Annotated in this window: 25 protein-coding genes, 1 tRNA gene and 1 pseudogene; 11 read left to right on the top strand and 16 right to left on the bottom strand. The window is 66.8% G+C overall.

Features of this window, described 5'->3' with window-relative positions; all coding sequences use genetic code 11:
* Positions 1-99: 99 nt before the first annotated feature.
* Positions 100-1,584: an amidase gene (locus tag KXD96_RS00525; RefSeq protein ID WP_260742260.1), complete on the bottom strand. Its 1,485-nt coding sequence runs from the start codon at positions 1,582-1,584 to the stop codon at positions 100-102.
* A gap of 90 nt (positions 1,585-1,674) precedes the next feature.
* Here KXD96_RS00525 and KXD96_RS00520 point away from each other — a divergent pair, with 90 nt between their 5' ends.
* From KXD96_RS00520 to KXD96_RS00510, 3 genes are all read left to right on the top strand, one after another.
* Complete coding sequence (locus KXD96_RS00520) at positions 1,675-2,541, top strand: alpha/beta fold hydrolase (RefSeq protein ID WP_260745568.1); 867 nt, start codon at positions 1,675-1,677, stop codon at positions 2,539-2,541.
* Positions 2,542-2,701: 160 nt separating this feature from the next.
* Entirely contained in the window at positions 2,702-3,349 is a 648-nt protein-coding gene (locus KXD96_RS00515) for a S1 family peptidase (RefSeq protein WP_260742259.1), read from the top strand.
* Between the two features lie 56 nt (positions 3,350-3,405).
* Positions 3,406-3,645 carry a hypothetical protein gene (locus tag KXD96_RS00510; protein WP_046185545.1) on the top strand — a complete coding sequence of 80 codons (240 nt, stop codon included), beginning with the start codon at positions 3,406-3,408 and terminating at the stop codon, positions 3,643-3,645.
* A 9-nt stretch (positions 3,646-3,654) separates the two neighbouring features.
* Here the strand turns inward: KXD96_RS00510 and KXD96_RS00505 are convergent, their stop codons facing one another.
* From KXD96_RS00505 to KXD96_RS00495, 3 genes are all read right to left on the bottom strand, one after another.
* A complete protein-coding gene (locus KXD96_RS00505; protein WP_260745567.1) occupies positions 3,655-4,551 on the bottom strand; it encodes a transglycosylase SLT domain-containing protein in 897 nt (298 codons plus the stop codon).
* Between the two features lie 158 nt (positions 4,552-4,709).
* Entirely contained in the window at positions 4,710-4,847 is a 138-nt protein-coding gene (locus KXD96_RS00500; protein WP_260742256.1) for a hypothetical protein, read from the bottom strand.
* 317 nt (positions 4,848-5,164) lie between these two features.
* A complete protein-coding gene (locus KXD96_RS00495) occupies positions 5,165-5,368 on the bottom strand; it encodes a cold-shock protein (protein WP_260742255.1) in 204 nt (67 codons plus the stop codon).
* A gap of 391 nt (positions 5,369-5,759) precedes the next feature.
* Between KXD96_RS00495 and KXD96_RS00490 the strand changes: the two genes are divergently transcribed.
* Entirely contained in the window at positions 5,760-6,545 is a 786-nt protein-coding gene (locus KXD96_RS00490; protein WP_260742253.1) for a DUF732 domain-containing protein, read from the top strand.
* Positions 6,546-6,572: 27 nt separating this feature from the next.
* Here the strand turns inward: KXD96_RS00490 and KXD96_RS00485 are convergent.
* Both KXD96_RS00485 and KXD96_RS00480 read right to left on the bottom strand, forming a co-directional pair.
* Positions 6,573-6,644: transfer RNA gene (locus KXD96_RS00485), tRNA-Thr, on the bottom strand.
* Between the two features lie 28 nt (positions 6,645-6,672).
* Positions 6,673-7,389: a hypothetical protein gene (locus KXD96_RS00480; RefSeq protein WP_260742251.1), complete on the bottom strand. Its 717-nt coding sequence runs from the start codon at positions 7,387-7,389 to the stop codon at positions 6,673-6,675.
* A gap of 156 nt (positions 7,390-7,545) precedes the next feature.
* Here KXD96_RS00480 and phoP point away from each other — a divergent pair, with 156 nt between their 5' ends.
* A complete protein-coding gene (gene phoP, locus KXD96_RS00475; RefSeq protein ID WP_067201572.1) occupies positions 7,546-8,265 on the top strand; it encodes a two-component system response regulator PhoP in 720 nt (239 codons plus the stop codon).
* 41 nt (positions 8,266-8,306) lie between these two features.
* Positions 8,307-9,768: pseudogene (locus KXD96_RS00470) on the top strand (sensor histidine kinase).
* On the opposite strand, the gene KXD96_RS00465 reads toward KXD96_RS00470, so the two are convergent.
* From KXD96_RS00465 to KXD96_RS00420, 10 genes are all read right to left on the bottom strand, one after another.
* Positions 9,740-10,144: an HIT family protein gene (locus tag KXD96_RS00465; protein WP_260742245.1), complete on the bottom strand. Its 405-nt coding sequence runs from the start codon at positions 10,142-10,144 to the stop codon at positions 9,740-9,742. The pseudogene KXD96_RS00470 and the gene KXD96_RS00465 overlap by 29 nt on opposite strands.
* 36 nt (positions 10,145-10,180) lie before the next feature.
* Positions 10,181-10,600 carry a ketosteroid isomerase family protein gene (locus tag KXD96_RS00460; RefSeq protein WP_260742243.1) on the bottom strand — a complete coding sequence of 140 codons (420 nt, stop codon included), beginning with the start codon at positions 10,598-10,600 and terminating at the stop codon, positions 10,181-10,183.
* A 17-nt stretch (positions 10,601-10,617) separates the two neighbouring features.
* Positions 10,618-12,672: an FAD-dependent oxidoreductase gene (locus KXD96_RS00455; RefSeq protein ID WP_260742242.1), complete on the bottom strand. Its 2,055-nt coding sequence runs from the start codon at positions 12,670-12,672 to the stop codon at positions 10,618-10,620.
* 22 nt (positions 12,673-12,694) lie between these two features.
* A complete protein-coding gene (locus tag KXD96_RS00450; RefSeq protein WP_260742241.1) occupies positions 12,695-13,822 on the bottom strand; it encodes an NDMA-dependent alcohol dehydrogenase in 1,128 nt (375 codons plus the stop codon).
* Between the two features lie 167 nt (positions 13,823-13,989).
* Positions 13,990-14,529 (bottom strand): nuclear transport factor 2 family protein, encoded by a 540-nt coding sequence (locus tag KXD96_RS00445; RefSeq protein WP_260742239.1) that lies wholly within the window; start codon positions 14,527-14,529, stop codon positions 13,990-13,992.
* Positions 14,529-14,738, bottom strand: coding sequence for a ferredoxin (locus tag KXD96_RS00440; protein WP_260742238.1), 210 nt, complete (start codon positions 14,736-14,738; stop codon positions 14,529-14,531). Before KXD96_RS00440 ends, KXD96_RS00445 begins: the two co-directional genes overlap by 1 nt.
* A gap of 6 nt (positions 14,739-14,744) precedes the next feature.
* Positions 14,745-16,097 (bottom strand): cytochrome P450, encoded by a 1,353-nt coding sequence (locus KXD96_RS00435; protein WP_260742237.1) that lies wholly within the window; start codon positions 16,095-16,097, stop codon positions 14,745-14,747.
* A complete protein-coding gene (locus KXD96_RS00430) occupies positions 16,094-16,921 on the bottom strand; it encodes an SDR family oxidoreductase (protein WP_260742235.1) in 828 nt (275 codons plus the stop codon). The genes KXD96_RS00435 and KXD96_RS00430 overlap by 4 nt, the downstream gene beginning before the upstream one ends.
* A complete protein-coding gene (locus KXD96_RS00425) occupies positions 16,922-18,139 on the bottom strand; it encodes a cytochrome P450 (RefSeq protein WP_260742233.1) in 1,218 nt (405 codons plus the stop codon).
* Positions 18,136-18,774, bottom strand: coding sequence for a TetR/AcrR family transcriptional regulator (locus KXD96_RS00420; protein WP_260742232.1), 639 nt, complete (start codon positions 18,772-18,774; stop codon positions 18,136-18,138). Before KXD96_RS00420 ends, KXD96_RS00425 begins: the two co-directional genes overlap by 4 nt.
* Positions 18,775-18,972: 198 nt before the next feature.
* On the opposite strand from KXD96_RS00420, the gene KXD96_RS00415 reads away from it, so the two are divergent.
* The 5 genes from KXD96_RS00415 to KXD96_RS00395 all read left to right on the top strand — a co-directional run bounded on the left by KXD96_RS00415 (position 18,973) and on the right by KXD96_RS00395 (position 23,975).
* Complete coding sequence (locus KXD96_RS00415; RefSeq protein ID WP_260742230.1) at positions 18,973-20,442, top strand: aldehyde dehydrogenase; 1,470 nt, start codon at positions 18,973-18,975, stop codon at positions 20,440-20,442.
* Positions 20,443-20,456: 14 nt separating this feature from the next.
* On the top strand, positions 20,457-21,206 hold the full coding sequence (locus KXD96_RS00410) for an SDR family oxidoreductase (RefSeq protein ID WP_260742228.1): 750 nt from the start codon (positions 20,457-20,459) through the stop codon (positions 21,204-21,206).
* Complete coding sequence (locus KXD96_RS00405) at positions 21,203-22,060, top strand: NAD(P)-dependent oxidoreductase (RefSeq protein WP_260742227.1); 858 nt, start codon at positions 21,203-21,205, stop codon at positions 22,058-22,060. The genes KXD96_RS00410 and KXD96_RS00405 overlap by 4 nt, the downstream gene beginning before the upstream one ends.
* Positions 22,060-22,497 carry a carboxymuconolactone decarboxylase family protein gene (locus tag KXD96_RS00400; protein WP_260742225.1) on the top strand — a complete coding sequence of 146 codons (438 nt, stop codon included), beginning with the start codon at positions 22,060-22,062 and terminating at the stop codon, positions 22,495-22,497. Before KXD96_RS00405 ends, KXD96_RS00400 begins: the two co-directional genes overlap by 1 nt.
* Positions 22,498-22,610: 113 nt before the next feature.
* Positions 22,611-23,975 (top strand): HNH endonuclease signature motif containing protein, encoded by a 1,365-nt coding sequence (locus KXD96_RS00395; RefSeq protein ID WP_260742224.1) that lies wholly within the window; start codon positions 22,611-22,613, stop codon positions 23,973-23,975.
* Positions 23,976-24,018 lie beyond the last annotated feature (43 nt).

Below are 24,018 nucleotides of genomic sequence, written 5' to 3'. Positions count from 1 at the left end.
GCGTAGGTCGCGGACAAAAGATCTCGGCTAGGACCGGAGGTTAAGGATGCGTGCTGAGGAAGGCGACGAAACCGTCTAGGGCCCGGCGCACCGGGTTAGTCACGCGGGCGCCGGATACCGCTGAACCCACGGGCTCGCTTCTTCGAGCTGGGCGGCCAACTGGAGGAGGTCGCCGTCCCCGCCCAGCCGCCCCACCAACTGCACACCAAGGGGAAGCCCGCCGTCTGTCCAGTGCAATGGCACGCTGATCGCTGGGCGTCCGGTGATGTTGGCGAGTTGCGTGTACGGCACCCAACCGAGACTTTCCTGGACCAGTTGATCGAGAATCCCGCTGCGCGCCATGACCTTTCCCGCACGCAGCTTGCTGGCGATGCGGGCCATCCGTTGTAGCGGGCGCGAGGTTGCCGTGGCACCGACGCGAAGGGGCGGGGTGGCCAGGGTGGGGGTGAGCAGGCAGTCGAAGCTTTCGTGGAACGTGGCCAGGGATCGGATGTGGTTGTTCCTGTTCTCCAACGCAAAAATGGGCGCGAGAACGCCGCTGGCCCTGGCGAGTTCGCTCACGGCCAGCGTGTCGGCCTCGAAATCACTGTCGCGGGCGCCGGTGCGTTGTCTGGCGTCGGCGACGTGATAGTAGAGCTGCGCGAACCAGATGGTGAGAAAGTCCCGCGCCAAGGCGGCGTCGTCGTACGGGGGCGCAACCTCCTCGACCCGGTGTCCCAGATCGCGCAGCAGCGCCGCCGCCCGTTCCACCGCCGCGACGGCTTCCCGGTCGGGATGTTGGTTGATCGCCGAGGACCACGAGTACCCGATCCGTAGCGTGCCCGGACGACGCTTGATGTGATCGGCGAAAGAGCCTGAGGGCAGGGCGACTTCGTAGGCGGCATGCGTGTTGCGGCCGATAATCGCGTCGCAGAGCGCGGCGCTGTCACGCACGGTGCGCGACACGACGCCCTGGGTCACCATCCCGAACATCGGCTCGCCGATCTGCGGGCCGTAGGGCGACAGCCCCCGGCTCAGCTTGAGGCCCACCAGCCCGTTGCACGCGGCGGGGATGCGGATCGATCCGCCGCCGTCGTTGGCCCCGGCCGCCGGAACGATCCCGGCCGCCACCGCCGCCCCGGATCCGCCCGATGAGCCGCCGGGAGTGTGCCCGGTGTTCCACGGGTTGCGCGCCGGCCCCCAGTAATCCGATTCCGTCACGCCCTTGGCCCCGAACTCGGGGGTGTTGGTCATGGCGAAGATCACCAGACCCGCGTCCAGGAATCGCTGAGTGACCAGGGCATGCCGGTCGGCCACGTCGTTGGCCAGCGACCGGGAACCGCTGGAGGTCGGAAAGCCGCGGTACTCCTGGGCGAGGTCTTTGATCACGAAGGGCACGCCGGCGAACGGCCCGCGCAGGTTCGGGTCGGTGGCCTGGCGGTCCGCGACGTCGCCGAGGTGCCGGACGATCGCGTTCAGCCGCGGATTGACCGCGTCCGCTCGTTGTCGTGCCAACGCGAGGAGCTCGGGCGGGGTGACCTGCCTGCGCTCGACCAGTTCGGCCAGCGCGGTCGCATCCAAGGACATGTACTCGTCAAGCTGCATCGGTTTCTCCTCCGGACGCTCCGCTGCATCGTATTGGAGCCGCTTCGGCGCCGGGCCGCCGCCGAGGCGGCTTAGTATCACCTGATGCCCATGGCAGTTGAACCGTTTTCGATCCAGGGACCCGGCGGCGTGCGCATCGTCGCGGACCGGCTGGGCGATCCGCAAGCGCGCGCCGTGGTGTTCCTGCACGGCGGCGGGCAGACCCGCCGTTCGTGGGGCAAGGCCGCCGCCGCCGTCGCCCAGCGTGGCTGGCAGGCCGTCACCGTCGACCTGCGCGGCCACGGCGAATCCGACTGGTCCGACGACGGCGACTACCGCGTCGTCAGCTTCGCCGGTGACGTCCAGGAAGTGCTGGCCACGCTGCCCCCGCAGCCGGTGCTGGTCGGCGCCTCGCTGGGCGGGTTCACCTCGATGCTGCTCGCCGGCGAGCTCTGCCCGGGCATCGCCAGCGCGGTCGTGTTGGTCGACATCGTGCCGAACATGGACCAGTCCGGGGCGAACCGGATACACGCCTTCATGTCCGAGCGGGTGGAATCGGGGTTCGCCTCGCTCGACGAGGTCGCTGACGCGATCGCCGAGTACAACCCGCACCGGCCGCGGCCAACCGACCTGGATGGCCTGACCACCAACCTGCGCCGCCGTGGCGATCGCTGGTACTGGCACTGGGATCCCCAGTTCATCAGTGGGACCGCCGCGTTTCCCCCCTTCGAGGTCACCGACCCCGACCGCATGCACGCCGCCGTCGACGCGATCCTGCGCGGTGGCGTGCCGATGCTGTTGATTCGCGGCCAGATGAGCGACCTCGTCAGCCAGGAACGCGCCGACGAATTCCTGACGCGCTTTCCGCAGGTCGAGTTCACCGATGTGCGCGGTGCGGGGCACATGGTCGCCGGCGATCGCAACGACATCTTCGCCGACGCCGTGCTGAACTTCCTTGCCCGGCATGTCGGCGACTGATCGTCCGTATGTCGAGGGCGAAGCCTCCGTCCGCCAAGGCGGTTGCTAAACGGTTGGTCGCGCTTCGGTTGCCGACGCCGGTGGGCCCGGACTCGGCGCGCGGGCGGCTGAAACCTGCTCGCGCTGTTAGCATGCTGCCCGACACATCAAGAGAGGCGGCGTGGCCATGCGGTGGTTGCGAGGGTGGGGCTTGGTGGGTGCGCTGATCGTCACCGCGACGATGCCGGCGAACCCGGCGCGGGCGGATGCCGGGGTGACTCCGGGCATCAAGGTCGAAGCCGAAAACAGCTCGTGCACATCGGGTTTCGCGGCCCAGGGTGACGACGGCAGCTATTACCTGATGACCAGCGGCCACTGCGACGCCCACGACGGTTCATTGTGGACGTACGGGGACGACGTGCCGCTGGGGAAGATCGCCGCCAGCGAGAAGGAGGGCGACACAAGGGACGCCGCGATCATCCTCCTTGGCCCGAGCGTGGGTGCGCCGACGGGTGATGTCGGTGGTAGGTATGTGGTCCGGGATGTCTTGAGCAGGAACCAGATTCGCGTGGGTATGCCGTTTTGCAAATTGGGTGCGGTCACCGGTGAGACGTGTGGTGCCGTCAGGCATGTCGATGGTGGCGTTGTCGAGGCCAGCGTGTTCAGCCTCAACGGCGATAGCGGTAGTCCGGGGTATGTGAAGAACGGCGACGGCACCGTCAGTGCGGTGGGCCTGTTGATGTCTTCGCCCGATGGTGACGACTACACGACCTACTTCACCCTCATCGATCCACTGCTGGACAGGTGGGGGTTACGCGTTCTGCCGTGACAGGTAGCAGCCCCCGTTGGCGCGCGGCAATCCGCTCGCCGTGGCAGGCTCCGGGAATGGATGTGCGAGAGAACGTCCGCCGGGCCATCGACGTGATGACGGCATGGACGTCCGACAGCGGCAACGAATTCGCCTGGAGCCGGCTCGTCGAGAACGTCATCGATGAGCCCGATGGAGAAATCATGCTGTTGATGGGCTTCGTCAACCTCGCGGGCGAACTGGGGATCAAGCTGGAGAAGGCCACGGGGCAAGATGTGCGGTCGCACCTGCAGGACATCGCCCTGAAGTACCTCTGATCGCGCGGGCTACTGCGGATGAGTGGCCAGGTAGTCCCCGACGGGGATCGGTGAGGGCGCGGCGTAGCCGACGGGGAGCAACACGTCGCCGGCGGTGGTGACGTAATAGACGTCCCACCGGTAGTAGGTGGGAAACGCGGCCGGATCGGCGGCGATCAGTGTGGCGTATTGGTCGACCGCCTGGACGTATTGGTGCGCGTGGTTGTAGCCGTAGATGGCGTGAGCGGGATCGTTGGCGAAGCCGTTGGCGGCGAGGAAGCGTCCCGCCGCCATGATGCTGTCGCGCGGCGAGTTGATATCGCCGCCCTGGCCGTAGCTGGCGAACGTCGACGGCAGGAACTGCATCGGGCCCTGCGCGCCGGCGGTGCTCGCGCCGTGGATGCTGCCGAAGCGGGTCTCGACAAGGTTGATCGCGGCCAGGTAGTTCCACCCGACGCCGGTCTCCGCTTCCGCCGCGTGGTAATCGTTCATCAGTTCGTCGGCGGGGACGGGCGGCTCGATGTGCCAGGCGGGCAGGGTGTCTTTCGCGGGTGTCATCGCCTGCAGCTGCCGACGGGCATCGAGGTTGCGGTCGTAGACGTCGACTAGCTCCGCCGGGATGCGGGGCCGCGCGATCGAGTCCCACTCGGGGTGTCGCGCGATGGCCCGATACGCGGCCTGCTCGCGGTGCGCCGCCGCCACCAGTGCCGGCTCCGGTGTCGACGGGTCACGCAGCGCGCGCTCGTCGGCGACGAGGTCGTCGGCCATCTGCGCCGGGTCCGACGCCAGTTGGGGTTGCGCGCCGAGGGGCGGGTTCGGTGCTGCGGCAACGGTTCTCGAGGCGAGTGGGGTAGCGGCCGCGGATGCGGTCAACTTTGTTGCGGCGGGTGGCGTCGCCGACGCCGAACAGCCGACAACCGCGAACATCACCGCGCCGAGGAACGGCGGCGCGGCAGCAGCGACTACACGGTTATGTCTCACGGTGGTTACTTCCGTCGATTGCTCCGGACAGTCTTTCCCATCTGACCGCAGGACATCAATGCGCTAACCGACGATCGTCCGGTGCCGGACCGCGGTCAAGGAATTCAGGATGGCTTGGTAGCGGCGGAATCGCTGTTGGGGCGGTCGGAGAAGATCGGAAGTTGCACCGGTTCGCCATCGCGAGCGGTGGGTGAGACGACCTCGGGCTCGTAGCGATGCGAAAACAGGTCGGACGATGTCATAAAGCGGGGTCCTTGATTGGTTTGGCTTCGGCCCAAACGTGAGCGTGTGGAGCGAAGGGCGAGCAATTCGTAGATGTGCTCATGTGCACAAGAAGATGGCTACGGGCAGTTGCGAACGGGAACTGCTGTCACCAATCTACACGCCATTGCGAGCGGAGGAGTCGCGCCGGGTGGCTGGCGGCGCTGATCAGCCCCGAAGCCACAAATCTTGATCCCCGCCCGACCGCCCGGGTGTGCTCCGAGTAGTCAATGAACCCCTCAACGCGATGTGGGCTGGCGGGAATCACCCACCAGCCCACACGGGGTAGAGCGTCGCGCTAGACGGAGGTCACTCCGACTGCCTGCGGGCCCTTGGCCCCCTGCTCGATGTTGAACTCAACTCGTTGGTTCTCCTCGAGCGACCTGTAGCCGTTACCCTGGATTTCCGAGTAATGGACGAACACATCTGCTGCGCCGCCGTCCGGAGCGATAAAACCGAAGCCTTTTTCGCTGTTAAACCATTTCACAGTTCCCTGTGTCATACCTTCAACTTCTCTCATTTTGAACGGATGCCGACGGGCATCCACGGCCAGCGTAGCACGTGCGGCAGCTAAGGCCTCTAATCCACTGCGACAGAGTACTTTTCATGACCCAGGCGCTGACGAGCGGCCAATCGGTTCTAGAGTATCCAATACCCGTGCCGCAGGGCATGATTCAACGAATTCGAGGCTAGCTCGTCTGTCGCGTTCGAATGCGGTGCCGGGCGCGGTGGCAACGCCCCTTGACGCGGTGCGCCGACGACGGCAAGCCGGCTGAGCTCATGTCCGCGGGCGGGCAGGGAACGCAAGCGGGCGTGTTCGCCGCCATCCGCCGGCAGTGCCACCCCGACTAACGGGACTTGTGACATTGTCGTGACACTCGCAGACTGTTGATATGCGCGACCGCGAGACGATCGACTCAGAATTGCGGCGCATCGCCCTTAGCCGCCGATCGGTCCGCGAGCAGGGCGGTCAGCCGTCGGCCCGGGAGGCCGACGAGCTGCTCGACGAGCTCCTGGCCCAGACCGCGGGGGCCTCGCCAACCCACGCGGTGCAAACGCCCGCGACCGGGGTTGTCGCGGACACCTGGCCGCGGGGCACCAAAACCGGCACCGCGCCCCGTCGGCGTAAGGGTGCGCTGCGCCGGTTGGGCCTTTTCGCGGCGTTGCCGCTATCCCTGGTGGCAGTCGTCGCCGCGGTGGTGGTGATGTTCGCGGCCCGCCAACAGGATTCGTCGGCGCAGTCGGCGGAAGGTCCGCCGTCGGTCGCGCCGCCACCCAGTCGAATTGCACCGAAAGCACCGCCTCCGCGCATCGATATGGCCGACGCCGCGTTCATCGGTGCGTTGAAGCACGAAGGCGTGCCAATGCCCAGCCAGGAATACGCGATGACCCAGGGGCACGCGGTGTGCGACTTCCTGACGCGACAACACAATTTCGCGGACGCGGTCCAATTCGTGCAACGGTCGTCGATATGGGATGCCAACCAAAGCGTCGAAGTCACCGCGGGCGCCATCGTCGCGTATTGCCCTCAGTCTCAACCTGCCGGCCCGGGCGAGATGTTGCCGGCCTATCAGAATGCCCTGTCCGATCTGCAGGCCATCGAAGGAAAACTGCAAGGCATCCAAGGGAACCTGCAAGATATCCAGGGAGATCTGGAAGGCATCCCAGGCCACCCATAACCCGGGTCATCGCCTCCACCGAATGCGAGCCCCCTGTCAGGATTGAACTGACGACCGCTCGCTTACAAGGCGAGTGCTCTACCACTGAGCTAAGGAGGCGGGGTCAAACCGGTCCAAGCTTAATCGGTCACTCGTCGCTATTGATCACGCGCGTTGAGCGCACCACCCGGGACGAGGTACGCCGGCGACCGGGCAGCGGGATGCGGTCGGCGATGTTGCTCAGGGGGTTGACCACCATGGTGAGCGCGACGACGGCGTCCTGCAGGGTGGCGATGGCGGGCTCGAGCGCCTCCATTCCGGGCGTCAGCCGCGCCAGGGTGTCGGCGACGTCGGCGAGCTGGTCGAGTGGTCCATGTTTCGCCGTCAGCTTGTCCACCAGGCCGCCGTCGCTGAGCAGCCGATCGGCCAGGCCATCCTCGGCCAGCAGCCGTTCGATCAACCCGTCCTCGGAGACAAGTTGATCGGCCAGCCCGCCGGGCTGCAGGGTGCGGTGCAGGCCTCCACCCTCCGCGGTGAGGCGGTCAAGCAGACCGCCCTCCGACGTCAGCATGTCGACCACCCCGCCGGGGCGCAGCAGCCGGTCGATCGGTCCGTCCGGCGCCACCGCCCGCCCCAGGGGCGCGTCGTCGTCGAGCAGCCGGGCTAGTCGGTTGGCGCGAACGATCGCGTCGTCGATACCCAGCATGGACGTCATGGCGTTCGTTCCGGTGGTCCCGCCGTCGCCCAAAGCTCGTTTCGCCACACCCACCGCAGCGGTTGCGACGGTCAAGCCGGCGTCCGCGGCGGCAAGCCCGACCCGTGCCGGGGCGGTCGCGGCCGAGACGATCCGCGCGGCGAGGTTCATCCCACGAGTCTATTCGCGACGCGACCGCAACAAGCCGTGCAGGTCCAAGCCGGTGCGGCAATTCCTGGCAGACTACTATCAGAGTGTTGGCACTGAGCTTTCAGCAACCACACAATTTTTTCACAGGTAACGCTCAACCAGGGGGCACAAGAATCGATGACCGCGGCAACCCCAAGTGAAACGAAACCCGAGGCTCGCGTCCTGGTGGTCGACGACGAGGCCAACATCGTCGAGCTGCTCTCGGTGAGCCTGAAGTTCCAGGGTTTCGAGGTCTATACGGCGACCAACGGAGCCCAGGCCCTGGATCGGGCCCGCGAGGCCCGTCCCGACGCGGTGATCCTCGACGTGATGATGCCGGGCATGGACGGGTTCGGGGTGCTGCGGCGCCTGCGCGCCGACGGCATCGACGCCCCGGCGTTGTTCCTCACGGCCCGCGACTCGCTGCAGGACAAGATCGCCGGCCTGACCCTGGGCGGCGACGACTATGTGACCAAGCCCTTCAGCCTGGAAGAGGTCGTCGCGCGGCTGCGGGTGATCCTCCGCCGCGCCGGCAAGGGCGGCGCCGAACCCCGCAGCGCCCGCCTGACGTTCGCCGACATCGAACTCGACGAGGAAACCCACGAAGTATGGAAGGCCGGCGAACCGGTCTCGCTGTCGCCGACCGAGTTCACGCTGCTGCGTTACTTTGTGATCAACGCGGGCACGGTGCTGAGCAAGCCCAAGATCCTCGACCACGTGTGGCGATACGACTTCGGAGGTGACGTCAATGTCGTCGAGTCCTACGTGTCGTACCTGCGGCGCAAGATCGACACCGGCGAGAAGCGCCTGCTGCACACCCTGCGCGGAGTGGGTTATGTGTTGCGGGAACCGCGCTGAGCGCGCGGTCGGTCACCGCCGTTAGCGAAGAATCACCCACAATGGCCAAACAGCATCGACGTGGATTGCCGCTCCGGGTAGGGCTGGTCGCCGCCACCCTGGTGCTGGTGGCGTGCGGACTGGCCGTCTCGGGCATCGCGGTCACGTCGATCCTGCGGCACAGCCTGGTCACCCGGATCGACCAGACGCTGCTCGAGGCGTCGCGCACGTGGGCGCAGTCTCCGTGGAAACATTCGACGTCGAACGCGCAAGGCTTCGACCCCGCCCGCCCGCCGTCCAAGTTCTACGTGCGCGGCATCAGCCCTGACGGCCGCACCGTTACGGCGATCAATGACCGCAACGCGGAACCGGCGCTACCGCCCAACAACGACGTGGGCCCCAATCCGACGACGCTGCCCTCGGTCAACGGGTCCGACATCCAGTGGCGCGCGGTGTCGGTGCGGGCTGTGCACGGTGGGCTGACCACCGTCGCGGTCGACCTCTCCGACGTACAACACACGGTGAGCTCCCTGGTCTGGTTGCAGATCGGCATCGGGGTGGCGGTACTGGTCGTGGTCGGCATCGCCGGGTTCGCGGTGGTGCAGCGCAGCCTGCGGCCGCTGTCCGAAGTCGAACAGACCGCCGCGGCGATCGCCGCCGGCCAACTGGATCGCCGTGTGCCAGAACGCGATCCGCGCACCGAGGTGGGCCGACTGTCGCTCGCCCTCAACGGCATGCTTGCGCAGATCCAGGAAGCCCTCGCGTCCTCGGAGTCGTCGGCCGAGAAGGCTCGCGGTTCCGAGGAGCGGATGCGGCGGTTCATCACTGACGCCAGCCACGAGTTGCGCACCCCGCTGACGACCATCCGGGGCTTCGCGGAGTTGTATCGCCAGGGCGCCGCCCGTGACGTCGCCATGCTGTTGTCGCGAATCGAAAGCGAAGCCAGCCGGATGGGTCTGCTGGTCGACGACCTGCTGCTGCTGGCCCGGCTCGACGTGCAACGACCGCTCGAACACAATCGGGTCGACTTGCTGGCGCTGGCCAGCGACGCCGTGCACGACGCGCAGGCGATGGATCCGAACCGCACCATCACCATGGAAGTGCTCGACGGCCCGGGCACCCCGGAGGTGCTCGGCGACGAACCGCGGATCCGGCAGGTGCTGAGCAACCTGGTCGCCAACGCCTTGCAGCACACCCCGGAGGGCGCCGACGTCACCGTTCGGGTCGGCACCGTCGGCGACGACGCGGTTTTGGAGGTGGCCGACAAGGGTCCCGGCATGACGGAGCAGGACGCGTCGCGGGTGTTCGAGCGGTTCTATCGCACCGACTCGTCGCGGGCACGCGCCAGCGGCGGCACCGGATTGGGACTATCGATCGTCGACTCGCTGGTGCGCGCGCACGGTGGCACCGTCCAGGTGACGACCGCGCCCGGGGAGGGCTGCTGTTTCCGTGTCACGTTGCCGCGTGTCAGCGAGGTGCCGGCGCAGGAGCCGGTTCACGCCAGCTGAGCCAGGGCCGCCTTGATCTTCGCCTGCGCCGCGTCCAAGGATTCCGGCGACGGGTTGCGGTCGACGTTGGCGAAGCCGAAGTCGCTCAGGCGGCGGGTGGGAAACACGTGGACGTGCAGATGCGGCACCTCCAGCCCGGCGATGATCACGCCGGCCCGCTCTGTCTTGAAGGCCTTGCACACCGCCTTGCCGATGAGCTGACTCACGGACATGATCCGGGTAAACGTCGCGCCATCGACGTCCTGCCACTGATCGATCTCGGCCCGCGGCACCACCAGTGTGTGCCCCTGAGTCATGGGCTCGATCGTCAGAAACGCGACGACCTCGTCGTCCTCGTAGACGAACCGGCCGGGAAGTTCGCGGTTGATGATCTTGGTGAAGATCGACGCCATGGCCCCAGCATAGGGGCGGCGTTCGGACGCCCCGCGTCAGCCTTCCTGGCCGAACTCCATCACGTCGAGGTTCCAGTATCCGCGCATGTTGGTGATCAGCCCGGCGTCGTTGACCTTGTAGGTGAACACGCCGCGCACCTTGCTGGTCATCCCGCCCTCAAACTTGCTCTGCAGCACCAGGATATGGGCGATCTCGTCAGGGGAGCTCGACGGGAAGGTCTCCTCGCACGTGATGGTCAGCTGATTCTTGGCGATGTTGTTGTCGAAAAATTCGCCGACGGCCGCCTTACCGCGCACACCCGTGCCGTCGGGATTGGTGACCGACTTGCCGATCGGGTCCTCGATGACGACGTCGTCGGTCATCAGTGCCAGCCAGCCGTCGCGGTCTTTGGCTTGAGCGCAGCGCCATGACGACTGCGACGCGGTCAGTGCCGGGGATTGGGCGGTTTGGGTCATCGTTACCTCTCCTGTCATTAGATTGCGCACGCGGCGCGCGCGCCTTCCTCGGTGGCCTTTCGGATCAGCCCCAGGCCGGTGCAGTCGCCGGCGGCGTGCACGTCGGCCCCGGGCAGGGCGGCGACCAGCGCGTCGAACAAAGCGGTGTCGGGTTCAATTGTGCCCGCCAGCACGACGCTGTCGGCCTGCAGATGCCGGGCGATGCCACCGGCGGGGGTGAACACCACCGCTTCGGTGGTGATCCGCTCCACGGTTGCCCGGACGTGCACGGTGACGCCCAGCCGGTCGAGGCGATCCATGTGCTCAGTCTTGCGTTTGTTGCCCACTTCCGGGGCGATGTTCTTGCCCGATTCGAGTATCGACACCAACCGGCCCCGGCTCGCCAGGAATTCGGCCAGTTCCAGGGCGACCAGGTCGCCGCCGATGATGGCGACTCGGCGCCCGAGCGGCATCCAGGCGCGGCTGGCCAGCCGGACCGCGGCGGGCCGCACCAGTCGTTGCCGCCAGCCGCCGAGCGCGGAAGCCCCCAGCCGCTGCCAAGCCGGGGCGGTGGATTCGGCTCGGCCGCCGAGCAATTCGCGTAAACCCGGTCCGGTGTAGACGTGCGGTAGGTCGGACCCGGGGATCGCCGGCACGGCGACACGGCCCCCGGTCGCCACGACCACCGCATCGGGGCCGACTTTGACGATGTCCCGAGCCGAAATATCCTGGCCGAGGCGGACTTCCGCGCTGCTGAGCTTTATTTCCTCGCGCAGGTAGTGCAGGAACGACTGGTTCTCCGGATGCAGAACCGCCGCCCAGCGCAGCGCCCCGCCCAGCGCGGTGCTGCGTTCGAAAAGCGTGACGCGGTGGCCACGCTCGGCGGCGACCCGCGCGGCTTCCAGTCCTGCCGGACCGCCGCCGACCACCGCCACGCGCTTGGCGCGCGTGGCGGGAGCCGCCACCATTTCCCGCTCCCTACCGGTGCGGGGATTGACGGCGCAGTCTACGGAGAAGCGCTGTTCCATTGCATCGATGCAGTTTTCACAGGAGATGCATTTGCGAATCCGGTGCGCTTGCCCGTCGCGCAGTTTGCGCGGCAGTTCGGGGTCGGCCAACAGGGGACGCCCCATGGCGATGAAATCGGCGCGGCCGTCGGCCAGGATCCGTTCGGCCCGCACCGGGTCGTGGATGCGGCCGACGGCGATCACCGGCACGTCGACCACCTGCTTGACGGCCGCCGCGGCCCCGACGTTGAGCGCGTCGCCGTCGTCAGCGCCGTTGACCATCCCGGTCACCAGCCGGTCGATCACTCCGCCGCTGACGTGGAACGCGTCGACGCCGGCGGCGACGAATTCCGGTGCCAGCTGTGCGGTCTCGAAGATGGGCCGTCCGCCGGCGACCCGTTCGTAGCCGGAGATACGCAACGTGATCGGCAGTGCGTCGCCGACCTCGGAGCGGATCGCGGCCAGCGCATCCAGCACCACCCGCGCCCGCCCGCGCGCAGAATCGCCGCGGTATTCGTCGCTGCGCCGATTGCGTTGCGGGGCAAGGAACGAGCCCAGCAGCATGTACCCGTGCGCGGCGTGCAGTTCGATGCCGTCGTAGCCGGCCTCGACGGCGCGGCGCACCGCGGCCTTGAACAAATCGAACACTCCGCACAGCTGTTGCTTGCTGATCTCGGCCGACGGACGCCCGGTGAGGTAGGAGGGAATCACCGACGGCCCCAACGACGTGACACCGAACAGCTCGGGTCCCAGGCCGTCGGGCCCGGCGTGCACGATCTGGGGCTGGATCTTGGCGCCGTGCTCGTGCACGACGTCGACCAGCGCCCGGTGTGCGTCGACCGCCTCGTCGGTAGCCAGGTGCAGGCCGCCGGGCGTCTCCGGGTGTTGGTGGTCAATCCCGGTGGCGCCCAGCGTGATCAGGCCGACACCGCCCCTCGCGCGGGCGGCGAAGTAGTCGCGGGTGCGCTCCGATGGCAGCCCGTCCGGGGTGCCGTACATGGTCTCCATCGGAGACATGACCACGCGGTTGCGCACCGTCATGGCGCCGATCTGTCCCGGCGCCATCAGGTGACCGAACCCGGTCACTCGGGAACCCCGTGGGTGGGTGTTACCGGTCGGCGTCCGTGTACCGGATGACGCCGCGAATGTTCTTGCCTTCCAGCATGTCCTGGTAGCCCTCGTTGATCTGCTCGAGGCGGTACTGGGTGGTGACCATGTCGTCCAGGTTCAGCTTGCCGGCCTTGTACATCGACAGCAGCTGCGGGATGTCGTACTGCGGATTGCCGCCCCCGAAGATGGTGCCCTGCAGGTTCTTCTGCATCAGGGTGAGCATCGCCAGGTTCAGGGTGACGTTGGTGTCCAACAGGCTGCCGATGGCGGTCAGCACGCAGGTGCCACCCTTTTGGGTGATGTTGAGGTAGTTGTCGATGTCGGCACCGTGCAGTTCGCCGACCGTGACCACGACCTTGTGGGCCATCAGGCCGTAGGTGACCTCGGCCATGCCCATCAGCGCCGCGTCGATGTCGGGATAGACGTGCGTCGCACCGAATTTCAGCGCCTGGTCGCGCTTCCATTCCACCGGGTCGATCGCGAAGATGTAGCGCGCGCCGGCGTTGACGGCGCCCTGCAGCGCTGCCATGCCCACACCGCCGACGCCGACGATGGCCACGTCTTGACCCGGGCGGATGTCGGCGGTGCGGACCGCCGAGCCGTAACCGGTGGTGACACCGCAGCCGACCAGCGCGGCCACCTCGAACGGTACCGACGGGTCGATCTTCACCACCGAGCTGCGGTGCACCACCATGTACGGCGAGAAGGTGCCAAGCAGCGTCATGGGATAGACATTCTGGCCGCGGGCCTGGATGCGGAACGTGCCGTCGGAGACCGCGGCACCGCCCAGCAGCCCGGCCCCCAGGTCGCAAAGGTTACGCATGCCGGCCTGACATGTCGGGCATTGTCCGCAGGACGGGATGAACGACAGCACCACGTGGTCGCCCGGAGCGATGTCTTCGACGCCGGGCCCGACTTCGGTGACGATGCCCGCGCCTTCGTGCCCGCCGAGCACCGGGAAGCCGGCCATCGGGATTCCGCCGGTGACGAGGTGATGGTCGGAGTGGCACATGCCCGCCGCTTCCATCTGGATCTTGACCTCGTGCGCTTGCGGGTCGCCGATCTCGATCTCCTCGATGGACCAGGGCTGATTGAACTCCCAGATCAGTGCGCCTTTTGTCTTCACGATGGTCCTGACCCCATTTCGCCTTTGAATCGATCAGAGCTGCCCGGCCCCTTCATGCCGGACAACTTGGTGACGGGCGCCACAGGCACCCCCGCGTCAGCATAGCGCGTGCAACAAATCAAATGCTTGGTTGGTTCGGCGACGCAAGCGTCGCGCCATTGGCGTCGTCACCAAATCGGCACCGGCGCCTGGCCAAGCGGGTAGTAGCCGGGCAGCTTCTCGCCGGCGATGCTGCGCTCGATCCGCTTCTGCATGGCGGCGGACAGATCGCCGGACTCGATCAACTTCGCGTACATCTTCGCGACGTGGCCGAAGTCGAAGAAGTCCCGCTGCCACTCGATGAGGTTGTCGGCGTTGAGGCGAAACCAGCTGCCGCCGATGCCGTAGATCTCGTCCTGGGTGCCGTCGGACTTGTTGACGATCTGCTTCCAGAAGCCGACGATCTCGCCCTGCTTCTCATCGATGAGCACCTTCTGGTACTCGTAAACCCAGTTCTCCAGCCCTTCCATCTCCAGGCCGAGCGCGATGTCGCGGATCTCGTCGACGCCGACACACATCACGTCTTCCTTGGGGCCGATGTTCCAGCCATAGGTGGCGTCTTGGGTGTAGAAGTCGGCAAGCGGCCGCCAGTCACCGGCCTTCTCGCAGTCCTTGTTGGCCTGCAGCCAGCGGTCGACCCATGCCTCGAGTTCCTCGCGTGACGCCATTAGTGGTCTTCTTTCTCTTTGATGAACAGTGCGTGCGTTGGGCACATCTCGACCGCGCGCTCGATTTCCTCGCGGCCGTCCTCGGGCGGTTCGGGGTCGAGGATCTCGACCTTGCCCCGCTTGGGCACCCGGAAGTAGTCCGGCGCCTCTAGTTCGCACATGGCGTGGCCCTGGCAGAGATCCATATCCGCTTCGATTCGAAATCCCATGACCAATCAGGCTTTCCGCTTGCGGTAGCGTACCTTCGCCGGCCGCGCGAGCTGGACAACCATCTTGGAGTGGTCGTTGTGATAGCTGTCGGTCGGTTGCGCCATCTCGAACTCGTACTCACGAAGGAGAACCGAGAAGATCGCCTTGATCTGCATCTGGGCGAAAGCGGCACCGACGCAGCGGTGCCGGCCCGCACCGAACGGAATCCAGGTCCAGCGGTTGACGATGTCGGCCTGCTCGGGCTTGTTGTAACGGTCGGGCTTGAACGCGTCCGGGTCGGGGAAGTCCTCCGGGATCCGGTTCGAGATGGCCGGGGAGGCCGCGACGAAGTCGCCCTTGTGAATCGGGAAGCCCTGCACCTCGAACTCGCCCTGCGCCACGCGCATCAGGATGATCAGCGGCGGGTGCAGCCGCAGGGTCTCCTTGACCACGTTGTCCAGCTTCGGAATCGACCGCAGCGCATGGAAACTCACCTCCTGGCCGTCGGCGTACAACTCCTCGAGCTCCGCCAGCACCTGGGCGTAGACATCGGGATGGCGAATCAGCTCGATCAACGTCCACGCCGAGGTTCCCGAGCTGGTGTGGTGCCCCGCGAACATCAGCGAGATGAACATCCCGGTGATCTCGTCGGCGGAGAAGCGCGGATTTCCTTCCTCGTCCTTGATCCAGACCAGCACGTCGAGCATGTCGCGGTCGGACTTGTCCGTCGGCGGATTGGCCAGCCGCTGGTTCATGATCTCCTGCACCAGCGCAACGAGCTTGACCCGCGCCTCGTCGCGGAGCCTGAAACTCTCGATCGGCAGGTATGGGTCGACGTAACACAGCGGATCGGTGCCGCGCTCCAGCATGTGGTAGTACTCCGCGAACCGGTGGTCGAGCTGCTCGCGGAACTTCAGCCCGATCAGGCAGGCCGTCGAGGTGTAGATGGTCAGCTCGGCGAAGAAGTCGAGCAGCTCGATCTCGCCCTCGTCGCCCCAGTTGGCGATCATCTTCTTGACTTCGCCCTCGATGGTGGCGGCGTGGCCCTTCATCTGCTCGCCGCGCAGCGCCGAGTTGTGCAGCATCTCCTTGCGCCGCTCGGGGCTGGCGTCGAACACCACGCCCTTGCCGAAGATCGGCGTCATGAACGGGTACGCCTCGGCCTGGTCCAGATCCTCGTCGGCGGAGCGGAAGAAGAATTCGTTGGCCTCCGCGCCGGACAACAGTATGACGTGTTTGTCGACGAGCTGGAACCAGCCGACATCCCCGCATTCATCGCGGACGCGCTTCATCAAACCGATTGGGTCGGTGCGGAATTCCTCGAGGTGACCGTGCTCTTCCTCGCCGCCGGAAACGCGCGGCACGATGGCGGTCGTCATTGTTCTGGCATCCCCTCTTCGCCGAGCGCGAGCTTTTGGCGATCTTTCTTGTCGGCCAACGGGGCTTCGGGCTGAAGCTCCATGTTCGCGATGAAGCCACCGCGCGGTGTTTCGGCGACGAACGTGATGGCGCGCGCCAGGTCCGCCGCGCGCAGGAAGTAGTCGTGGCGGGCCTGGCCCCACTTGGCCCAGTCCTCCAGCGCGGGGCCGATCTTCTCGGCCGGCAAACTCCAGCCCATCGACGTTTTCGTCGGGCCGGGGTGCACGATCGAGGCCCGCACGCCCGTCCCCTCGAGCTCCATCTGGAAGTTGGTGACCATCGCGACCAGCGCGGCCTTGGCCGCGCCGTAGGCGCCCATGTGCGGGCGCTGGCGCAGGGCCACGTCGGAGCCGACGAAGATCAAGTCCCCGCGCTGCCGGTCCAGCATGCCCGGCAGCACGGCGGCGGCCAGCCGGTTGGCGCCGACGAGGTGGATCTGCAGCTGCGACTCGAACTCTTCGGTGGTGATTTCGGCGAGCTTGCCGAAGTACGTGTCGCCCGCGCCGGCGACCAGTATCTCGATGTCACCCAGCGCATCGACAGACTGGGCGACAAAGGATTTCACCGAGTTGGGGTCGGTGACGTCCAGATGGAATCCGACCGCCTCGCCGCCTTCGGCGTTGATCTTGCCGACGATGTCGTTGAGCTTCTCGACCCGGCGGGCGCCCAGGGCGACCGGGAAGCCATGCGCCGCAAGCTCGATGGCGGTGGCCTCTCCGATGCCGGAGGAAGCGCCGGCCACGATCGCCGGCCGGCGTTCGGGCAGGGGGTCAAAGCGGGGCATTCAGCGGACCTCCAGGGTCATGGGTAGGTGGGCGAACCCGCGGACATTGCTGGAGTGGACGCGGACGGCGTTGGCCTCGTCCACCTCATATCCGCGGATTCGCTTGAACAACTCGGTGAGCGCGACCCGGGCTTCCATCCGGGCCAGGTGGGCGCCCAGGCAGAAGTGTGCGCCACTACCGAAACTCAGCAGCTTGGGCCCGATTTCGCGCCCGATCAGGTAGTCGTCGGGGTTGTCGAAGACCCGCTCGTCGCGATGGCCCGAACCGGGCAACAGCAGCAGGACGTCGCCCTCGGGGATGGTGGTGTCGTACAGGGTGAGCTCCCCGATCACGGTGCGGGCGAGGATCTGGCTGGAAGTGTCGTAGCGCAGGGTCTCTTCCACCCACAGCGGCACCCGCGACAGGTCGGCGTAGACCGGGATCAGTTGATCAGGGTTCTTGTGTCCCCAAAACGCGGCGTTGGCAAGGAGTTTGGTCGTGGTCTCGTTGCCGGCGATCACCATCAGGAACATGAAACCGAGGACTTCTTCGTCGGTGAGCCGGTCGCCGTCGATCTCCGCCTCCAGCAGCGCCGAGGTCAGGTCGTCGGTCAGCTTCTTGCGCCGCTCGGCCACCATCCCCTGGTAGTAGACGATGAGGTTGATGGAGGCCTCCACGGCCTCCGGCGGCACGTCGGTAACCCCCGCCTCGCGGTGCATCACCCCGTCGGCCCAGGCCCGGACCTGCGCTCGATCCGGCTTGGGGACACCCATCAACTCGGAGATGACGTCCATGGGCAGCTTGCCGGCGAACTCGTCGACATAGTCGACCGTGCCGCCCTTCGCTTTGTCCAGCATGGTGTCGAGGTGCTGCGTCGCGATCTCGGTCACGCGCGGCTCGAGTTCCCGAATCCGCCTGGGCGTGAACCCTTTCGACACCAGGGTCCGCAGCCGCAGATGGGCGGGATCGTCCATGGCGAGAAACGACATCGTCTTGGACGCGTGCGGGCCGCGCGACGCCGGATCCAGCGAGACGCCGTACTTGTTGGAGAGCGTCGTGCTGTTGCGGAAGCCCTGCAGCACATCCTGGTGCCGCGACAGCGCCCAGAACTTCAGGTCCTCATTGCGATACAGCGGCGCCTCGTCGCGAAGGCGCTTGTAGTACGGATATGGGTCCTCGTGGAAGTCGTAGTCGTAGGGATCGAGGACCAGCTCGTGGTCGCCAACATGAACGGTCATCCGGTGCTTGTCTCCTGGCTCGTCTCCCCCGCGCCGGCGAGAATCAGCCGCACCACATAGGCCAGCCGGTCGGCGATCTCGCGATAGGTGAATTCGCCGCTCCCGGCCTGAACGAGCGCCCCGAAGAAAGCCATCTCCAGCGCCGAGACGGCGGTGGGGTCGGCGTCGGGGCCCATGGCGGACGTGATGCGGCGGTGGATCTCAGCGCCGATCCGGTCGCGCGCGGCGGTCACCGCGGGCTCGGCGCCCCCGCTGAGCAACGCCGTCGTGCAGGCGGCGCTGACCTCGGGTTCGTCGGCGACCACCAGGGCCAGGTGGCGCAGGACCTGCTCCACCCGGTTGGGCATCGGTTCGTTGACGTCGGTGAAGTATGGGACTTGCCGCACCAGGTCCAGGTAGACCTCGGCGATCAGATGATTCTTCGACGAGAAGTAGGTGTATGCGGTGGCCGGGGCGACTTTGGCGCGGGCCGCCACCGCGCGCACCGTCAGGTCCGCATACGACTTCTCGCGCAGCGTCTCGATGCCGGCCGCGAGCACCTTGCGGAAGGTCTCCTCCTGGCGGCGGTTGCGCACCGGCCGACCGGGCTGGCGCTCGGCCTGAGACGTGATTGTCACCAGTGCATCGCTGGACACATGTCCAAGCTATCGGACCGAGGAGTCCGGAAGCAAGGCTGATCGGTAAACATCATGGTTAGTGCGCTTTTTCTCGTCGGTGAGCTGTCGCCGGCGAGATCGACCCTTGCACCGCTGACTGCCCGGCGGCTATGGTTCGACCGGACAACTGTCCACTCGATTCGCGTGCGATTTGGCGCGCGCAGACGGGAGCGGGAGATGGCCTTGCTGGCCGACGGCGTGAGTGCACTCTTCATCGACGGGAAGATGTCACCCGGCAGCGCCGGCACCTTCCCGACGATCAATCCGGCGACCGAGGAAGTGCTGGGCGCCGCGGCCGATGCCGACGCCGAGGACATGGGTCGCGCCATCGACGCCGCGCGGCGCGCATTCGACGACACGGACTGGTCGCGCAACACCGAACTGCGGGTGCGGTGCGTGCGGCAGCTGCGCGAGGCGATGCAGCAGCACCTCGAAGAGCTGCGTGACCTGACCATCGCCGAAGTCGGGGCGCCCCGGATGCTCACCGCGATCGCTCAGCTCGAAGTCCCGGTCAACGACCTGGCCTTTGCGGCGGATACCGCCGAATCCTATGTTTACAGCCAGGATCTCGGCGAGGCGTCGCCGATGGGTATCCGTACCCGGCGCACGATCGCGCGTGAGGCCGTCGGCGTGGTGGGCGCGATCACCCCGTGGAACTTTCCCCACCAGATCAACCTCGCCAAGATCGGGCCCGCGCTCGCCGCCGGAAACACCGTCGTCCTGAAGCCCGCCCCCGACACCCCGTGGTGCGCGGCCGTGCTCGGGGAACTCATCGCCGAGCACACCGACTTTCCGCCCGGTGTGATCAACATCGTCACGTCCAGCGACCACGGCGTCGGTGCGCTGTTGGCCAAAGACCCTCGCGTCGACATGGTTTCGTTCACCGGGTCGACCGCCACCGGCCGCAGCGTGATGGCCGACGGCGCCGCCACCATCAAGAAGGTCTTCCTCGAGCTGGGTGGCAAGTCGGCGTTCATCGTCCTCGATGACGCCGACCTGGGCGCCGCGGTGGGCATGGCCGGGTTCTCGGTATGCATGCACGCGGGCCAAGGATGCGCGATCACCACCCGGCTGTTGGTGCCGCGGGCGCGGTACGACGAAGCCGTCGCCATCGCGGCCGCGACGATGGGCGGTATCAAGGCCGGCGACCCGACCGACCCCGGAACCATCTGCGGGCCGGTGATTTCGGCGCGCCAGCGCGATCGGATACAGGGCTATCTCGACTCAGCGATTGCCGAGGGCGGCACTTTTGCCTGCGGTGGCGGCCGCCCGGCCGACCGCGAAGTCGGATTCTTCATCGAGCCCACGGTGATCGCGGGGCTGGGCAACGACGCGCGCTGCGCGCGCGAGGAGATCTTCGGCCCTGTCCTGACGGTGATCCCCCACGACGGCGACGACGATGCCGTGCGCATTGCCAACGACTCGCCATACGGATTGTCGGGCACCGTGTTCGGCGCCGACCCGGTCAGGGCGGCCGGAGTTGCCGCGCGGGTCCGCGCGGGAACCATCAACGTCAACGGCGGCGTCTGGTACTCCGCGGACTCGCCGTTCGGCGGCTACAAGCAGTCCGGAAACGGCCGCGAGATGGGTCTCGCCGGATTCGAGGAGTACCTGGAAATCAAAACCATTGCGACAGCGGTTAACTAGAGGAGCCTGCGAGCATGCGATTCGAGAACAAGGTCGCCATCGTCACCGGGTCGGGCGGCGGTATCGGCCAGGCCTACGCCGAGGCGCTGGCCCGCGAGGGCGCGGCCGTTGTCGTGGCCGATGTCAATGCGGAGGCGGCCCAAGGGGTCGCCAAGCAGATCGTCGCCGACGGCGGCATGGCGCTGGCCGTTCCGGTCGACGTGTCTGACCCGGCGTCGGCCAAGGCGATGGCCGATCACACGCTGGCCGAGTTCGGCGGCATCGACTATCTGGTCAACAACGCCGCGATTTTCGGCGGGATGAAGCTGGACTTCCTGCTCACCATCGACCCCGAGTACTACAAGAAGTTCATGAGCGTCAACCTCGACGGCGCCTTGTGGTGCACCCGCGCCGTGTACAAGAAGATGGCCAAGCGCGGCGGCGGGGCGATCGTGAACCAGTCCTCCACGGCGGCGTGGTTGTACTCGAACTACTACGGTCTGGCCAAGGTCGGCGTGAACGGCCTCACCCAACAGCTATCCCGTGAGCTGGGCGGCCAGAACATCCGGATCAACGCGATCGCGCCCGGGCCCATCGACACCGAGGCGAATCGGACCACCACCCCCCAGGAGATGGTCGCCGACATCGTCAAGGGCCTTCCCTTGTCGCGCATGGGAACTCCCGAGGATCTGGTCGGGATGTGCCTGTTCCTGCTCTCCGATGAAGCATCGTGGATCACGGGACAGATTTTCAACGTCGACGGCGGGCAGATAATCCGATCATGAGCCAGGATTTGAAGCTTGGGTACATCGGCCTGGGCAACATGGGCGCGCCGATGGCCACCAAGATGACCGAGTGGCCCGGCGGGGTGACCGTTTACGACATCCGGACGGAGGCGATGACACCGCTGGCCGAGAAGGGCGCCGGCTTGGCCGACAGCGTCGCCGACGTCGCCGCCGCCGACATCATCCACGTCACTGTGTTCGACGATGCGCAGGTGCGCGAGGTCGTCGGCGAACTGGCGGCACACGCCAGACCCGGCACCGTGATCGCGATCCACTCGACGATCAGCGACACCACCGCCGCGGAGCTGGCCCGCGAGCTGAAACCGCGGGGCATTCACGTCGTCGACGCGCCGGTCAGCGGTGGCGCGGCTGCGGCGGCGAAGGGCGAGCTCGCCACCATGGTGGGCGCCGAACGCGAGGTGTACGAGCGGATCAAGCCGGCATTCAAGCACTGGGCGGCGATGGTCATCCACGCCGGTGAGCCGGGTGCGGGAACGCGAATGAAGTTGGCCCGCAACATGTTGACCTTCACCTCGTACGCGGCGGCCTGCGAAGCCATGAAGCTGGCGGAGGCGGCCGGCCTGGATCTGCAGGCGCTGGGCCGGGTGGTGCGCCACACCGATGCCCTCACCGGCGGTCCCGGCGCGATCATGGTGCGCGAGGACATGAAAGACCTTGGGCCGGAGAACTTCTTGTACGAGCCGTTCATGCACACCCGCGGTCTGGGGGAGAAGGATCTGAGCCTGGCGCTGGCGCTGGGCGACGCGGTGTCGGTCGACCTGCCGCTCGCCCGGTTGGCGTACGAGGGGCTGGCCGCCGGGCTCGGGGTGCCACACACAGAGAAAGAGGCGTGATGGACGAACTTCGCCGCAAGGGCCTCGCGAAGATGAACGAGGTGTACGGCTGGGAGATGCCCAACATCGAGGGCGACGCGTATTTCGACCTCACCGTCGACCACCTGTTCGGCAGCATCTGGACGCGACCGGGATTGTCGATGCGCGACAAGCGCATCATGACGTTGACCGCGGTGACCGCGATCGGAAACCGCGACCTGGCCGAGATCCAGATCAACGCCGCGTTGCTCAACGGGGAACTGACCGAGACCGAACTGAAGGAGATGGCGGTCTTCCTCACCCACTATCTCGGCTTCCCGCTCGGCTCGGCGCTCAACGGCGCCGTCGACGCCGTCGTCGCCAAGCGCAAGAAGGCCGCGGCGAAGGGCGCCGGGGAGGACAAGAAGTCCAATGTGGACGCCGCGTTGAAGATGCACTCGGGTAAGACGCGCGACTAAGACTTTCCCTGACCTCCCCGCACCGACGGCCCTCTGTAATCCCTTGTGTCACTTTGGCTTCTGTGGTCACAAGATGGTCTTTTTTGTCGGTGGGTGTTCGTAGGGTTTGAGGCGTGGGTGCCAGCAGTCGTGAGGAGATCGTTGAGGTCTTCGACGCGCTCGACGACGACGTGGACCGGCTGTGCGCGTTGTCCTTTGACGTGCTGACCACCCCGGAGCGGTTGCGCGCCCTGGAGCGCCTGGAACGCGTGGCGCGGCGGCTGCGCACCCCCCAGCATGCGTTGATCAACCAGCTCGATGCGCAGGCCAGCGCGCAGGAGTTGGGTGGGTCGCTGCGCTGCGGGTTGGCCGACCGGTTGCGCATCATCAAGGCCGAGGCCGCCCGGCGCCTCGGGGAAGCCCGCGATCTTGGGGAGCGCCGGGCGTTGACCGGGGAACCGCTGGCGCCGCTGTTGGCCGCGACCGCGGCCGGGCAACGCGACGGGCTGATCGGGGATGGGCACATCAAAGTGATCCGCGGCTTTTTTGCCCAGCTGCCCGCCGCGGTGGACGTGTGCACCCGCCAAGCCGCCGAGGCCGACCTGGCCGCCAAAGCCGCCGGATATCGGCCCGACGAGTTGGCCAAATACGCCCAGCGGATCATGGACTGGCTGCACCCCGACGGGGACTTCAGCGACGCCGAGCGGGCCCGCAAACGCGGCATCACCCTGGGCGCCCAGGAATTCGACGGCATGTCCCGCCTGAGCGGCCTGCTGACCCCGGAGTTGCGGGCCGCCGTCGAGGCGATGTTGGCCAAGCTGGCCGCCCCCGGGGTGTGTAATCCCGACGACCAAGCCCCGGTGGTCGACGCCACCCCCGACCAAGACGCGGTGCGCCGCGACACCCGCTCCCCGGCGCAGCGCAACCACGACGCCTTGCTGGCCGGGCTGCGCGGGCTGCTGGCCTCCGGACAACTGGGCCAACATAACGGGCTGCCGGTGTCGATCGTGGTCACCACCACACTGCAGGATCTCGAGGCGGCCGCCGGCAAGGCCCTGACCGCCGGGGGCACCCTGGTGCCCATGTCCGATGTGATCCGCTGGGCCGGCCACGCCCACCATTATCTGGCCATCTTCGAGCAGAGCAAACCCCTGGCCCTGTATCACACCAAACGGCTGGCCTCCCCGGCGCAACGGATCATGTTGTACGCCAAGGATCGTGGCTGTACCAAGCCGGGCTGTGATGCCCCGGCCTACCACAGCCAGGTCCACCACATCACAGGCTGGCAAGCCACCGGCCGCACCGACATCGACGACCTCACCCTGGCCTGCGGCCCCGACAACCGGCTCGCCGAAAACGGCTGGACCACCCGCACCAACGCCAAAGGCGAAACCGAATGGCTCCCACCACCCCACCTCGACCACGGCCAACCCCGCACCAACAGCTACCACCACCCCGAACGACTCCTCAACGACAGCGACGACGACGAACCCGTTTGACGTCAGGAAAACCGCGATCTGTGCAACCCGCATGATCTACCAG

It is taken from the genome of Mycobacterium sp. SMC-2, from assembly GCF_025263485.1.
GTDB lineage: Bacteria > Actinomycetota > Actinomycetes > Mycobacteriales > Mycobacteriaceae > Mycobacterium.
This window is presented reverse-complemented; position numbering and strand designations above follow the sequence as displayed.